The sequence below is a fragment of the Bartonella sp. AC62GZZY genome, from assembly GCF_042196525.1.
Taxonomy (GTDB): domain Bacteria; phylum Pseudomonadota; class Alphaproteobacteria; order Rhizobiales; family Rhizobiaceae; genus Bartonella.
On sequence record NZ_JBHIQN010000013.1, the window covers coordinates 23,723 to 38,318 of the forward strand.

The following is a 14,596-nucleotide window of genomic DNA, read 5'->3' on the forward strand; positions in this document are numbered from 1 at the left end:
TTACGGCGCTGTTTTCCTAAGAGCTCGTGTGCTTTAGCTGTTTCCTGTAAATCAACATCCAAACTTAACGCAGCGAAATTTTTTGAGCCAGAGATTGAGAAAAAAGAGCTTTATGAGTAATTCCTGCTTTTGTTTGTCAGATGAGGGCGAGGGAATTGCGTATTTTTGTTGACGTAACCTTTTAAACTGGAAGACAATCTAATTTTGGAAAAATGTAAAGCCGTAAAGATAAAAATCAATCCTCAGTTTATCATCTCCTTTTAATTCAGCTTTGCGGCTTTCAAAAGCATTTAAAGCAATGTTTTTTAATAATAGGGATTGCACATTGCTCCATGCTTTTATTTATTGTGTTCTTTAGTGGGGGCACGATCCTCATGTGAAACAGAACGCTCCAAAAAGAATATACTTGGGTTGTTAATTCAGATGTTTGTTTTAAAGACACATTTCGCTTCCAATCCCATTTCGCGACGGCGCTTGTGAGTGGAACGATAAATCTATTAAGAGCCCCCCAATCTTTACACTTCATAACGGAATAAGCCGGCACTATCATACATTTTGCCAGCGCTTAATGTTATAGCTCTTGGCACTATGGTTCATAAGAGGCATTAATCTTTTCTTAAATCATTTTTATCTACACATAATCCAGTTTGTGGTATGCAAGCGAATGATTTTAATTGGGAAATTAATTTTAAAAAATTTGTAGTAGATTCTTTTTTGTCAATTTATGGGGAAAGGTTAAGTTTTTGTATTTTAGATGAAAGCTACTTCCATAAAATAGTCCATCAACTTGTCTGTTTTGAGATTTCTGTGAATGTACGGTGTCTGTGACCATTCTGTGTGGTTGATTGTTGTAAAATCTTTTGTAAAAGCCCCTCAATTTTCTAAAATGATGATTTTTATCAATTTATTTCTTTATGGCTAAAGAGTTTTTATGTGTAAATGTATTTATAGCGTGGTCCAAGAGATGTTAGAATTTCATTGGGAAGGGTATTGGCATCTATAGATACTTTTTCAAGTGTTTGATGGGGACCAATGAGTTCGATCCAGTCACCTGTTTGAGGTTTTTGATCAAGATCAGTTGTATCTACAATAATGGAATCCATAGAAACCCGCCCAACCATGGGAAGTTTGTGCCCGTTGAAATAAACAGTTCCTTTATTCGAAAGAGCACGGAGCCAGCCGTCTGCGTAGCCTATAGAAATGGTTGCAAGAGTGCTTGGTCTGTTGGTTATAAAGCTTTCTGCATAACCAACAGGTGTATCTACATCAACAACACGGTTTTGAAGAACTTGAGCTTCAAGTTTTAAAACAGGTTTTAGAAGGGATGCGTGTTTTCCTGAGGGGGCGCTTCCGTAAAGTGCAATACCGGGGCGAACAAGATCAAAATAAAAATCTGATCCTAAAAAAATACCTCCAGAATTGGCAAAGGAAGCTCTACAGGTTGGTAGTTGCGCAAGGGCAGTTTTGAAAGAAGTTAATTGGGCATAATTTGATGGGTGGGTATCATCTTCTCCGTTAGCAAGATGACTGAGAATATATTTTATGTCTGCTTTTTTGAAAATTGTAGGGTGTTTGATGAGCTTTTGTAATTCTTTTTGATCAAGTCCTAATCGGTTCATATGGGTATCGATTTGAACAATTGCTGGAAATTTTTTATCTTTTTTTTGACAAATTTTTTGCCAATTTTCAATGGCATTCCAAGAGTTCAAAACCGGAACAATACCAGACTGTGCGACAAATTCTTCTGCTAAGTGTGGAAGTCCATTCAGAATGGCAATCATGACATTTGATGGTAAAATGCTTTTTAATTGGAGTGCTTCTCTGATTTGTGCGACAAAAAAAGTGCGACAACCAGCTTGATAAAGGGCAGGAGCAATTTTGTGAACGCCTAATCCATAAGCATTTGCTTTTACAACTGCTGAACATTCTGTTGGGGCTACACGTTTGGCTAAAGTGATATAATTGGCAACAATGGCACTGACATCAATGGTTGCGACAGCTGCATAGAGTGATGTATTTATTTCGTCATTAACGGAATTTTTCATTTTAAAATCTTATCTGTATTCGTGAAATACGCAGTTTTCTTTGGTTATTTTATAGAGGTTACTTATGAGAGATGAAAGATACGGTTTGCTATGGTCAAAATCATAAGAAGCCTATACTGCCATTAAAGTCGTTTTTTATGTAAAATGCTACTCTGGATATAAGAGATACTTTAGTTTTATTTGTGTTGTTATCAACATGGTGTTTTCTGATAATTTGTGAAGCATAGATTTTTATTTTTTTATTTATTTTTAATTGAGGCTTCTTAAAAAAGAAAGCATAGTTTATTGTATTGTATCATTTTGAAGAGTGCAATGTTAGACTATTGTTGCTGGTATGATTGTTTTGATTAAATATTGCATTGGCTGCTTATTTAGAGAAGGTAAAATGATTAAATTAACCACGTTAAATCAATGCATTACAAGTTTTTACCATAAAGGGGAAGATCACTCATCTGTGTAATTTTGGATGTCATCTTATGCATTTAAAGTTACTTTTGTTAAATGGGAAAGAGTGTATAAACACTTTCTGATACATCAATAGCTGTTGATTTGGACATTATTTCTTTTCAAGATGAAGTGGGAATACGATATTTGCTTTTTATCGTTTGATTGGTTTTTAGTGAAATCAATTTATCGATCATAGAAGGTGTTCGACTCATTTATTTATGGAAAGGGCAGTGTAAAAAGGTCAGTAAAGAAAACAATGGATGTAATGCCGAAAACTTTGTTGTGGAGTCGTGCGTTTATCGTTCGATCCACAGATGTTTTTTCTCTCTTAATTTTAAGGTTTTCGGTTATAAATTTTGCAAAGAGAATAAAGTGTTGTAGCGGTACACTGTATACTATGCATTATGTGTTAAAGTGGAAAAGAGTACCGTGATTGCTTAACACTCGATGTTTTTGTTTCTCTTTGAATATGATTTGTATTCACATTTTTTTCATTCGATTAATTTTGACATAAAAGTGTTAATCTTAAGGCTTTTGGTTTAAGAAAATTGTTGGCAGATGATTATACAAGGATTATATCACGTCAGGGATTCGAAATTTAATAGTCAATAAAGATATGGGGAAGAGTATGAATACGTCTGCTACCAATGTTCCGTCAAACATCAGCAGCGTTGCAAATTTTCCGATTCCTGCGAATGTATTCGCTCTTACTGTCCAAGAGGTTTTTCACTATACAGATCGATTATTTAAATTTCGCCTGAATCGTCCGGAAAGTTTTCGTTTTCGTTCAGGTGAATTTGTTATGATCGGTTTGCCAAATGCAGAAAAGCCAATTTATCGTGCTTATTCGATTGCAAGTCCTTTTTGGGATGAACAGCTTGAGTTTTTTTCGATAAAAGTTCCAGGAGGGCCATTAACCGAGCATCTCCAAAAAATTAAAATTGGTGATACAGTTCTCATGCGTAAAAAATCTACAGGAACGTTGGTTCTTGATGCTCTTATTCCTGGAAAACGTCTTTATCTTCTTTCAACTGGGACGGGGATTGCTCCTTTTGCAAGCCTTATTCGTGACCCTGACACTTATGAAAAATTTTCAGAAGTTGTCCTTATTCAAACAACGCGCGAAAAGAATGAGTTAATTTATGCAAAAGATCTTGTTTCCTCTTTGCAACAAGATCCACTCATTGGAGAGTATGCACAACAGTTGAGATTTTATCCTATGACGACTCGTGAACCTTCTGAGCATATGGGCCGTATTACGACTGTTATGGAAAGTGGAGATTTTTTTGAAACAACAGGCCTTCCTAAAATTCATCCTGATGAAGATCGGGTGATGATTTGTGGTTCCATGGCAATGTTAAAAGATTGCGCAAGGATGTGTGAAGGTTTTGGTCTTGTTGAAGGGGCTAACAATGCCCCTGCTACTTATGTTGTAGAGCGCGCTTTTGTGGAGTAATGAGTGGGAAAATTGGTGCTTTATCTTCTTTCAAACCGGTACGGGGTTTTTCCTTTTGCAAGCTTTATTCGTGATCCTGACATTTATGAAAAATTTGCAGAAGTTGTTCTTATTTAAATAACGCGAGAAAAGAATGGATTAATTTGTGCAAAAGATCTTGTTTCCTCTTTGCAACAAGATCCACTCATTGGAGAGTATGCACAACAGTTGAGATTTTATCCTATGACGACTCGTGAACCTTCTGAGCATATGGGCCGTATTACGACTGTTATGGAAAGTGGAGATTTTTTTGAAATAAGTGGCTTTGAAACAACAGTCCTTCCTAAAATTCACCCTGATGAAGATCGGGTGATGATTTGTGGTTCGATGGCAATGTTAAAAGATTGCGCAAGGATGTGTGAAGGTTTTAGTCTTGTTGAAGGGGCTAACAATGCTCCCGCTACTTATGTTGTAGAGCGCGCTTTTTTCGATAGAGAGGAGAGTTGTGTTGCAGTATGCGCTAATGCAGTAATCGAATCCCAATCACTTATTGCGATGAGCGGTTGGGGTGCTATCCAAGAACCACCAACGCAGAAGACATTGGGTAGTTGGAGCCATTGTATTGCACTTTTTTGTGTAATACCGCCTGTTGGGCAAAACCGGATATCAGAGAAGGGAGATGCTAAAGCTTCGATGAATGAAATACCTCCAGCAGCTTCAGCTGGGAAAAATTTAAGATATGAATAGCCTTTGTTTAATGCTTGCATGAGTTCACTTGGGGTCATTGCAGCGGGAAGAAGGGGAATTTCACTATTTTTTGCACAATTGATTAATTCATTGGATAATCCGGGGCTTACAATAAACTTTGCGCCTGCTTGTTCGGCTTGCTCGTAGTGTATCGTGTTGAGAACTGTTCCAGCGCCAACGATTGCTTCAGGGACTTCTTGGGTAATTTTCTGAATTGCTTTGAGGGCATTTGGTGTTCGCAAGGTGATCTCAATTGTTTTTAATCCGCCTTTGACAAGAGCGCGTGCTAAGGGTACAGCACTTTGTAGATTGTCAATGAGCAAAACAGGTATAACAGTTTGTCCTTGGAGATATAATAAAAGCTTTTCTCTTTTTTGGCACATGATATTTTTTCTTCTTGGAGATGATATTATTTGTATCGTTTGATTAAGCACAATATGTTAAAGAGTACATGAATAAATCTTGAAATTGAATGAAACGCGCGTTATGGCAAAACACATGGAAAAGAATTTTAAAGTTGCTGCACTTTATTGCTTTGCAGATTTGAAGCATTATCGTCAATTACAAAAACCTTTGCAGGATTTATGTCAAGCAAAGGATATCAAAGGAACCCTCCTTTTAGCACAAGAGGGAATTAATGGAACTGTTGCTGGTTCTTGTGCTGCGATTGAGGCATTGGTGGATTTTATTGTGGCGGAGCCAGCGTTTCAAACGCCGGAGATTAAATATTCATGGGCATCAAAGATGCCTTTTCATCGTATGAAAGTGCGGTTGAAAAAAGAGATTGTGACAATGGGGGTTGAAGGTGTTGATCCGCTAAAAGTTGTTGGTACTTACGTCGATCCTGAAGATTGGAATGCTCTTATTCAAGATGAAGAGACAATTTTGATTGATACACGGAATGACTATGAATATGCGATTGGGAGTTTTCAAGGAGCGATCGATCCGCAGATTAAAACATTTCGCGAATTTCCTGAATGGGTGCGTAAACATGAGGCTGATTTAAAAAAGAAAAAGAAAATTGCCATGTTTTGTACAGGTGGTATTCGGTGTGAAAAATCAACAGCTTATGTTCGTGATCTTGGTTATGAGCAAGTCTACCATTTAAAAGGTGGCATTTTAAAATATTTAGAAAAAATTCCAAAAGAAAAAAGTTTATGGTGGGGTGAGTGCTTTGTTTTTGATGAGCGTGTTTCTGTTCAACATGGTCTTGAAGAATGTGGACGCGAATTATGTCGCGCATGTCGTTCTCCTCTCAATACTGAAAGCAAGTTATCGCCTCATTATGAAGAAGGTGTTTCCTGTGACGCTTGTTATAACACACGCAGTGAAGCTGATAGAGAACGCTTTCGTGAGCGCCATAGGCAATTCCAATTGTTGAAGTTGCGGGCAATTGATTCTCATCAAGGGACATAACGATATCGTCGTGTAGGGATTTAAATTCTAGCTTTTTTCTCTTAAATTTAAGAGAGAAGCGTTTTTAATATTGGTAGAAAAGTTTTATAAGACCGGATGTTGTTCGGTCTTTTTTTTACGTTAATTTGTTGATTTACAAATAATGATTATAGATCGTTTGCTCTTCTTGATTTTATAGGAGTGAGTTCTCCAATATTGTTCATTTTAAAATAAAAAAGCTGTTTCCCAACAGCGCAGAGGAGCGGGATCTATAGTTTTAAGAGAAGAGTGTGTGAATGAATAAGATATGATTCACGAGAGAAGATAAAAGAGCAGCAGCAAAGTTAAGAGAAATAGAATGATAATAGGAGCTTATGATTTTAGAATTTCATATAGTACATTGATTTATAAATGATAATTTATTTAAATTTGAATAATAAGGGTTGAATATCGTGAAATTTACTTCTTTCGGATTTGATGATGACGAATTACACAATCTCATTCATTTGTATATTACAAATGGGAGCAATGTATGAGCAAAACTATTTAAGATAATATGACACATCTCAATGGAGGAGTTTCTGCAATATTGGAAGTTGGCAGATAAAGCGGGGACGTTAGTTATGTCACTTCATAAACATAAAGATGGTGATATGCCGTTGATCTATATCATATGAGCTATATTATACGGGGGCATGATATCTTTCTTAAGCGATGTTGTGAAATAGATGTAGAAGCAGGGATGTTTTTAAGATGTAGATGAGAAAGATAATGGCGTTTTGTGGGGAGATATCATGTTTTTTAAAGATGATGGTGCTTTAGTCGATCCCCGCCCTGTTTTCCATGTTACTAGTCCTTGCATTTGAGGGGATATATTAAGGGGGGATTTTACTCTTTTTTTCAATTGTTTTTTATTCATATATTGTTTTCTGCTTGTGATGCGCAAGAGAATGATTTTTCTTGATTTATTATTAAGGGAGGGAAATGAGAGAATTTTATGATGGGATTTTTGTTTAAGAGCAAAATAATAAATTATCGTTATAAATTAATGTGTTGAGTAATTTATTTTGTGTTATTTTCTGCTGCAGATATTAGGAGATAGAATAGGGTAAAGAAACGAGGGGCTTTTAAAGCAAGATAGTGCTTGATGTCGTACGGATGGTGTAAGGGGGGAATCCCATGAAAGCAGAGGGATGGTTTTGTCTGTTAGAGGAGGAGAGTGTTGTTTTTTCGCATCATTTTATCTTTAAGAATTAAAAAATGTTTAAAATTAAAAAAATGATTGAAATGAGAAAGGATTCGTTTTATAGGATGCCTTGCCCAAAGTCGCACGTGCCTGTGGGTGTCCGCTGGTTCTCAAATGGTGAGATTAACCGGTACGGTACCTGGAACTAACCGCTCCAGTCATTCTTACAGCCAATTGCAAGAATGAGGACATCTTGAAGCAACGACGGTGCGGGCCTTTCTGGTGTCTTCCAGTTTTTAAATACTGGGATAACTATAGAGGCACACCTCATTGCCTTCAGTGCGGAAGTGGTTTTCTCAACTCCAATCAAAAAGGCAGATAAAATAGAATAACGCGGCTTCGCGCTGTTCTTTCGCTGCATGCAATGCTAATTTCTGATTTTTTGTAATCAGAATGGGGATAGTTGTTGTGTGTTTTTTGTCCTTTAGCTTTTGGCAGTTTTGGCTGTCTAAGCGTAGAGTGAGGAAGCTTTTCCTCAAGGAGAATTGCAGATGGCAACACAACGTATTCGCGATTTTCTTGCAACACATCGTTCTGAAGGTCCATGCTTAATTGTTGACCTTGATGTTGTTCGTGACAACTATTTAAATTTTGAAAAAGCTCTACCACAGTCTCGTATTTTTTACGCAATAAAGGCGAATCCAGCTCCTGAAATCTTGCGTTTGCTGAGTTCTTTAGGATCTTCTTTTGATGCGGCTTCTGTTGCAGAAATTGAAATGGCTTTAAAAGCAGGGGCAACGCCAGAGCGTATTTCTTTTGGAAATACGATTAAAAAAGAGCGTGATATTGCGCGAGCATATGCATTGGGTGTTTCACTTTATGCAGTTGATTGTGTTGAAGAAGTGGAAAAAATTGCGCGTGTTGCTCCAGGAGTGCGTGTTTTTTGCCGTGTTCTTACCGATGGAAAAGGTGCAGAGTGGCCATTGTCACGCAAATTCGGTTGTGTCCCTGCTATGGCGGTTGATGTGCTAAGACGGGCACACCAATTAGGTTTGCAAGCTTATGGTGTTTCTTTTCATGTTGGGTCGCAGCAGGTTGATTTGAGTGCGTGGGATCGTGCTTTATCAGATGCTGCTACAGTATTTAAGCGTTTGGAACAAGAAGGTATATCACTGAAATTGGTGAATATGGGAGGCGGTTTTCCAACCCGTTATTTGAAAGATGTTCCTACAGAGCAAGCTTATGGTACCGCTGTTTTTGATTCATTGAAAAAGCATTTTGGTAATCGTATCCCTGAGACGATTATTGAGCCAGGGCGTGCAATGGTTGGCAATGCTGGTGTTATTCGCACAGAAGTTGTTTTGATATCTAAAAAAGCTGACAATGATAATGTACGATGGGTTTATCTTGATATTGGGAAATTTAATGGCCTTGCTGAGACTATGGACGAAGCTATTCGTTATCCCATTGAGACACCTCATGATGATAAGGTGATGGAGCCTTGTATTTTGGCTGGACCAACATGCGATTCGGCAGATGTGCTTTACGAAAAAACACCTTATCCACTTCCTCTATCTCTAACGATAGGAGATGAGATATTGATTCATGGAACGGGTGCTTACACAACAACTTATGCATCCGTTGCTTTTAATGGTTTTGAGCCTTTACGATCATATGTGATCTGACGTTTCTTTTTGACGATAGGGTTATTAGACTTTTGCGATGCTTGTCATTACGCTATAAGAGGGCGGTTATAGAGATGAACATGATTAATTTTCAAACAAAAAATGGGACATGTTTTACACTTTTATTGGAGCAAGAAGCCGATAAGCCTTATCGAGAAATTTTGCTTGATTCAACGATGGGGTATGGACGTAAACGTAAATCATCAGAGACTTTACGGCGTGGTCGGCTAGCTGCTCAAGGGCTTTCTTTTGTGGTTAAAAATGCTCTGGGAGAGCTTGTGGGAAGTGTACGTCTTTGGCATGTTTCTTTTTTTAAAGAAAAAAATGAAACACAACATGCTTTACTCTTGGGACCTTTGGCTGTTGCCGCTGAATGTGCTGGTATGGGAATAGGATCAATTTTAGTCCGCCATGCAATTGAAACAGCAAAAAAATTGGGATATGGCGCTATTTTATTGGTAGGGGATTTTGAATTTTATCAACGTTTTGGCTTTTCAAATCGCTTAACAGAAAATTTGGCAATGCCTGGTCCTTACGAAAAACATCGGTTTCAAGCGTTGGAACTGATACCAAACTATCTTGCTGGGTGTTATGGCACTTTGGCTCCTAGTGGAGAACGAGCCGTTACAAGTCGTTTTCAGCATCATAAAGTGGCTTGAAGATTGTATTTATTGCGTTTGCAACAGTGCTGGCATTGAGGTGGGTTATACTGTTTTGATTAGTGTCAAAATGTTGATGCGGTACAAATTTTGGGGGTCGTTGCATTACGATTGTGTTATAAAGCCTTTTCTTTATGTGACAGGTTTCTTATTTTTAATAATTTCAGTTAAGTGACTAGAAATATATTAAAAGCGCATTTTTTTTGAAATAGCGTCATATTTTACAGGATTAAAGGAAACATATTTTTGAGTGGTTTTGTATTCTTTTAAAGCCGGTATCATCATACAATTTTTTAGTTCTCAATATCGTTGGTAGATCTTGCATAGAAACGATTCGGTATTTTACTCTTTTTTAAACCGTTTTTATCTCTCTGCTTTTCGTGCGCAAGGGAATGATTTTGATTGATTTATCATGAACAGGTTTTGAATAGAAAACTCTCACAATATTCAGATTGCTCATTATAATAGACAACATCATAAATTATGATTATAAATCAATGTCATGACTACGAGAGCTTTTCGTTTATACCACTGAATTTTTCACATCAGAAATGATTATTTGCCTATCGGGAAGAGAATCTTAGAAGCCTTTCTAAAGTATTTGGAGGTGGATTCAATAGCGACGAATGTGCATTTTTGAGAGGTTAAACAAGTGTCTAGACGTTTACTATTGAAGATGTGAGGGAATTTCTGTCATTAACAGTTATGGAGCCACCATGGTAAGAGTAGGGCATAGAAGGGGATCATTTATTGATCAATTTTATTCAAAAAGAGAGATATTTTAAGAAGTTTTATATAATTTTAGCGCCTATCGAAAGAGAAGAGGCTTTAAGAAAGAAAAATACGCGGCAGTAGAATCAAAACTGTAAATATTAGCTTCTTTAAAAGAGTGTAAAAAAATAAAATTACATGTTCAAAAGCAGCTTTTTTGAAAAAAAATATCATTACTTTTTTTGCTATAAAGGTAAATCGTTTTGCAATTGGCATGAGAGGATCAAATACAAAATGATTTTTTCATGTAAAATTTTGCATTCAGAATCAAAAAACGTTATCCTACACATTATAAGGGAAATAGGTGCGTGAATAAAAATCACAAGAATCATAAATCTTTTATGAATATTCTTGTAAGACTCAAAAGAGTAAAGGGCAAAGAATCTTTTAATCTTTTGTGCCCTATGGTGATAAATCAAAAATCTGATAGAAATAGCTGCTTTATCTTTATAGTGTGGAGCATGTTAGGTAAGCTCTTTGTTTATTATCATCTAAAACAATTTTTATATGCGAGACGTTATTTTAAAAGTGCGTAAAGAGCTCGCATTGAAAAGGATTTTTATCAGAAGAATCATTTAGAATCACATGTTAATTTATATTGTCTCTTGAGAAGAGATAAAGTGAAAAAATCGAGGAAAGTGATAAAAATCAAAAATATTCTTCAATTTTAATGAATCTTAGTGTCTTGGTGGTGAATCCATGAGGGATGGTATTTTTTTGAGAAACATGGTCATAAATGCTAAAACACCAAAGATAATGGTTATGATAAAGAAAATATCACTAAAAGCCATAATCATTGCTTGTATGCGTGCTATATTAAACAATTGAGAAAGAGCAAGAGTGTAGGAATCAAAGGTTTCTGTTTTGAATAATAAAATAAGCTTTGAAAGCATTTCAGTTGCTTGTCTGTTTGCGTGGTTAAGTGTTTCGGCTATTCGTTCATAATGAAAGTCTGTGCGTTTTGTCATAAGAGTGCTGATAATGGCAAGCCCTACAGCACCACCTAGATTCCGTGTGAGATTAAAGAGTCCAGAAGCATTTTGCATTCGTTCTGGTGGAAGTGTTCCCAAGGCAATATTATTAATAGGAACCATACATAACATTACAGAAGCACCACGGAAAACTTGCGGCCAAAAAAGCTGCCAAAAATCCCACTTATCTGTGATAGCGCTAGCCATCCAAGTGCCTATTGCAAAACCAAAAAGTCCTATTGCCATCATTAAACGTGCATCCATTCGTGCTGAAAGGAATCCTGCAAGGGGAGCAGTTAATAACATGACGAATCCTGAAAGAAACAATGTTTCTCCAATCATCAGGGCATCATAATGGCGGATTTGGCTTAAATAGACAGGATAAAGGTACGTGAGTCCATAAAGACCTATTCCCAAAGAAAAGGAAAAAATGGATGCAGCTGAAAAATTAAAATTAGAAAAAGTAGAGAGATCTACAATGGGTTCTTTTGCTGTAAAAGCACGCCAGAAGAATAAGGCTGCAGCAAGAATCATGATAATAAATAAATTCCGAACCAGCTCATCATTCAGCCAATCATGACGTGCGCCCTCTTCTAGTACATACTCTAAAGTTCCTAGAAAAACAGCCATAGAAATGAGCCCCAACCAGTCAAATTTAGCCATGAGAGACGGATTTGCTTTATCAAAATCAATCAATTTCCAAGCGAGAATTGAAATAATAATCCCAAAAGGCACATTAATGAGAAAAAGCCAGTGCCATGATAAGATATGACAAAGATAACCTCCGACCGTTGGACCAATAGTGGGGGCTAATGTTGCGACTAGTCCAACAATAGGGGTAACAATTGGGCGTTTGGAAGGAGGAAAAAGAACATAAGAGGCGACAAAAACACTTGGGATAATTCCTCCACCAATAAAACCTTGCAATGCACGGTAGATAATCATCTCTCCAATAGATGTTGCTGTTGCACAAAGAACAGAAGTAATCGTAAACCCGATCGCTGATATGGTGAAGAAAACACGTGTTGAAAGCAATCGTCCTAAGAATCCAGAAAGGGGCAACATGATGACTTCAGCGATGAGATAGGAGGTTTGAACCCATGAAATTTCTTCAGAGCTCGCAGAGAGACCAGCTTGAACTTCGGCTAAAGAGGAGGCAACGATTTGTATATCCAAAATGGCCATGAACATGCCAAAGGCCATAACTATGAAAATCACAATGCTACGGATTTCTATACGCTCTTGAGACTGTATGGGCTTTGGTATTGAAGATGTCATAATAATGAGGTCATTTGCTTGTTATTATAAGAGACTTTTATCTTGTGGTTTTGTACGTGTATCAACTTCTACTGAAACACTCATTCCTGCTCGGATATGTCCGGTCTTTAAGACTTCTTCTGGAATAGAAATACGTACAGGAATGCGTTGGACAATCTTTGTAAAGTTACCGGTAGCGTTTTGTGGAGGAAGAAGAGAAAAAACAGCACCTGTTGCCGGTGAAATAGAAAGCACTGTTCCTGTAAAGACCTCCTTTTTGAAGGCATCAACAGAAATATAAGCCTTTTGTCCCGCATGAATATTTTGCAACTGTGTTTCTTTATAGTTTGCTTCAATATAAAGTGCATGGATGGGGACTAACGCTGCAAGACGTTGGCCATTTACAACAAAATCTCCCGTTTTTGCTGTTAAATTTCCTATGATTCCATCAAATGGCGCGCGTATAATAGTTGAATCAAGATCACGTTGTGCTTTTTCACGTGTGAGCTCTAAACTCTTTGTTTGGCTTTCTGTTTCACTTCGTTGTGCTTCTAGCACTTGGATATTGGCGCGTGCTGCAGCGATTTGTGCATCTGCACGGTTAACATTTGCGATAGCTTGTTCATAAGCTGATTTGGCATCATCAACATCAGATTGAGGGGCATAACGATTGGCTTTCAGTTCTGTTACACGTTTTAAGGTGAGTTGTGCATTGGTTGCTATGGCTGAAGCGGCTGCTTTTTGCGCTTTTGCATCATCTAAAGCACTATGAGCGGCTGTGATTTGTGCATCAATGCGTAGAAGTGTTTTTTTCTGTGTGTCAAGATGCGCTTCTGTTTGATCCAAGGCTATTTGATAATCACCATTGTCTAAGTAAAATAAAACATCGTCCTTTTTTACAACTTGGTTGGCTTTAATGGCAATTTTTTCAATATATCCATTTAATTTAGTCGCAATAGCGGCTATATCTCCTTGCACATAGGCATCTTCAGTAGATAACATATAACGCCATTGCGTTATCCATTTGTAGCTAAACCAAAGCACAAAAAGTGCAAAGACAATAAGAAGGGCTTTGATTACTTTTTTTTGTTTCGTTTTATCGAGATTTTTTGTTGAAAAAATTGTCTCAGATACGGACATGATTTATACTTCCAATATTTATGTTCCAACGAGTATAATAAGTCTATCACTACAGGGTAGGGTGATATACATGCAAGAGCGATAAGAGCTTTTCAAACAAAGGCGATCCCTGGTACATAATGCTAAATATATAAACTTGCAAGTTAGAGATCTTGTTTTCAAGTTAGCGGTCTTATTTTATTGCGCATTTTTTACAAAGACCTCGTACTTCTAGGGTGCTTTTATGTGCTTGGAAGTCAACAGCTTGAACCATCTGTTTTAAACTCGTTACAATCGTTTGATTTTGTATTTCGTTGACTGTGCCACAGTTTTCGCAAATTATAAACGTTGTAAGTTCATGTTGACAGTTTTCAGGGTGTAAACAGACCACAAAGGCATTTACACTTTCAAGACGATGAATACACTTTAACTGTACGAGTTTTTCTAACGCACGATAAACTTGGAGAGGTGCACGAAAACCTTCTTCGCGTAAGTGATTGAGAATCGCATAAGCACTTAAAGGCCCTTTTGCATTTTTTAAAGTGTTTAAAACCAATGTTTGGTTACGCGTCAGTTTAGATGACATTGACACCTTCCTTTTGCTCTTAAGGGAAAGCATAAAGCGTGTAGGCCGTTTATGCAATGGTGATTATAGAATAGGCCCTTTAACATGATACGCGTCGTGATATATAAGAAGGGTTGTAACTGTTGTGAGAGAAGGGAGACTTTGGGATCTGGAAGCCGCCGTGAACATACAATATACTGATTTATAATGATAATTCATTGTTTTGTGTGTTGAATGAGAATCCCGAATATCGTAAGATTGTCTCATTTCAAATCTGTTTATCTTGAATCAATCAAAACCATTCGCTTGCACGT

Annotated in this window: 9 protein-coding genes and 1 pseudogene; 5 read left to right on the forward strand and 5 right to left on the reverse strand. The window is 37.2% G+C overall.

What is annotated here, in order from left to right; translation table 11 throughout:
- Nucleotides 1-929: 929 nt before the first annotated feature.
- Complete coding sequence (alr, locus tag ACFIML_RS07495) at nt 930-2,045, reverse strand: alanine racemase (RefSeq protein WP_375687784.1); 1,116 nt, start codon at nt 2,043-2,045, stop codon at nt 930-932.
- 1,075 nt (nt 2,046-3,120) lie between these two features.
- On the opposite strand from alr, the gene ACFIML_RS07500 reads away from it, so the two are divergent.
- Complete coding sequence (locus ACFIML_RS07500; RefSeq protein ID WP_375607351.1) at nt 3,121-3,948, forward strand: ferredoxin--NADP reductase; 828 nt, start codon at nt 3,121-3,123, stop codon at nt 3,946-3,948.
- A gap of 18 nt (nt 3,949-3,966) precedes the next feature.
- Nucleotides 3,967-4,413, forward strand: a pseudogene (locus tag ACFIML_RS07505) (ferredoxin--NADP reductase); the annotation flags it as partial.
- Here the strand turns inward: ACFIML_RS07505 and eda are convergent.
- Nucleotides 4,392-5,057, reverse strand: a complete 666-nt coding sequence (gene eda, locus ACFIML_RS07510; RefSeq protein ID WP_375609694.1) for a bifunctional 4-hydroxy-2-oxoglutarate aldolase/2-dehydro-3-deoxy-phosphogluconate aldolase — start codon at nt 5,055-5,057, stop codon at nt 4,392-4,394. The pseudogene ACFIML_RS07505 and the gene eda sit on opposite strands and share 22 nt — an antisense overlap.
- Before the next feature lie 115 nt (nt 5,058-5,172).
- Here eda and ACFIML_RS07515 point away from each other — a divergent pair, with 115 nt between their 5' ends.
- From ACFIML_RS07515 to ACFIML_RS07525, 3 genes are all read left to right on the forward strand, one after another.
- A complete protein-coding gene (locus tag ACFIML_RS07515; RefSeq protein ID WP_375607349.1) occupies nt 5,173-6,090 on the forward strand; it encodes a rhodanese-related sulfurtransferase in 918 nt (305 codons plus the stop codon).
- Between the two features lie 1,716 nt (nt 6,091-7,806).
- Nucleotides 7,807-8,940 (forward strand): type III PLP-dependent enzyme, encoded by a 1,134-nt coding sequence (locus ACFIML_RS07520; RefSeq protein ID WP_375609695.1) that lies wholly within the window; start codon nt 7,807-7,809, stop codon nt 8,938-8,940.
- 74 nt (nt 8,941-9,014) lie between these two features.
- Nucleotides 9,015-9,599: a GNAT family N-acetyltransferase gene (locus ACFIML_RS07525; protein ID WP_375687786.1), complete on the forward strand. Its 585-nt coding sequence runs from the start codon at nt 9,015-9,017 to the stop codon at nt 9,597-9,599.
- Between the two features lie 1,448 nt (nt 9,600-11,047).
- On the opposite strand, the gene ACFIML_RS07530 is transcribed toward ACFIML_RS07525, so the two are convergent.
- The 3 genes from ACFIML_RS07530 to ACFIML_RS07540 all read right to left on the reverse strand — a co-directional run bounded on the left by ACFIML_RS07530 (nt 11,048) and on the right by ACFIML_RS07540 (nt 14,303).
- Nucleotides 11,048-12,619 (reverse strand): DHA2 family efflux MFS transporter permease subunit, encoded by a 1,572-nt coding sequence (locus tag ACFIML_RS07530; RefSeq protein WP_375607346.1) that lies wholly within the window; start codon nt 12,617-12,619, stop codon nt 11,048-11,050.
- A 24-nt stretch (nt 12,620-12,643) separates the two neighbouring features.
- Nucleotides 12,644-13,738 (reverse strand): HlyD family secretion protein, encoded by a 1,095-nt coding sequence (locus ACFIML_RS07535; protein WP_375607345.1) that lies wholly within the window; start codon nt 13,736-13,738, stop codon nt 12,644-12,646.
- 172 nt (nt 13,739-13,910) lie between these two features.
- The gene (locus ACFIML_RS07540) at nt 13,911-14,303 is read right to left on the reverse strand and encodes a Fur family transcriptional regulator (protein WP_375607344.1); all 393 of its coding nucleotides are present in this window, start codon (nt 14,301-14,303) and stop codon (nt 13,911-13,913) included.
- Nucleotides 14,304-14,596 lie beyond the last annotated feature (293 nt).

Excerpts from the sequence above, each read along its gene's own strand:
- eda (WP_375609694.1), bottom strand. The coding sequence starts at position 5,057 with ATGTGCCAAAAAAGAGAAAAGCTTTTATTATATCTCCAAGGACAAACT.
- ACFIML_RS07535 (WP_375607345.1), bottom strand. The coding sequence starts at position 13,738 with ATGTCCGTATCTGAGACAATTTTTTCAACAAAAAATCTCGATAAAACG.
- ACFIML_RS07500 (WP_375607351.1), top strand. The coding sequence starts at position 3,121 with ATGAATACGTCTGCTACCAATGTTCCGTCAAACATCAGCAGCGTTGCA.
- ACFIML_RS07520 (WP_375609695.1), top strand. The coding sequence starts at position 7,807 with ATGGCAACACAACGTATTCGCGATTTTCTTGCAACACATCGTTCTGAA.
- ACFIML_RS07540 (WP_375607344.1), bottom strand. The coding sequence starts at position 14,303 with ATGTCATCTAAACTGACGCGTAACCAAACATTGGTTTTAAACACTTTA.
- alr (WP_375687784.1), bottom strand. The coding sequence starts at position 2,045 with ATGAAAAATTCCGTTAATGACGAAATAAATACATCACTCTATGCAGCT.
- ACFIML_RS07515 (WP_375607349.1), top strand. The coding sequence starts at position 5,173 with ATGGAAAAGAATTTTAAAGTTGCTGCACTTTATTGCTTTGCAGATTTG.
- ACFIML_RS07525 (WP_375687786.1), top strand. The coding sequence starts at position 9,015 with ATGAACATGATTAATTTTCAAACAAAAAATGGGACATGTTTTACACTT.
- ACFIML_RS07530 (WP_375607346.1), bottom strand. The coding sequence starts at position 12,619 with ATGACATCTTCAATACCAAAGCCCATACAGTCTCAAGAGCGTATAGAA.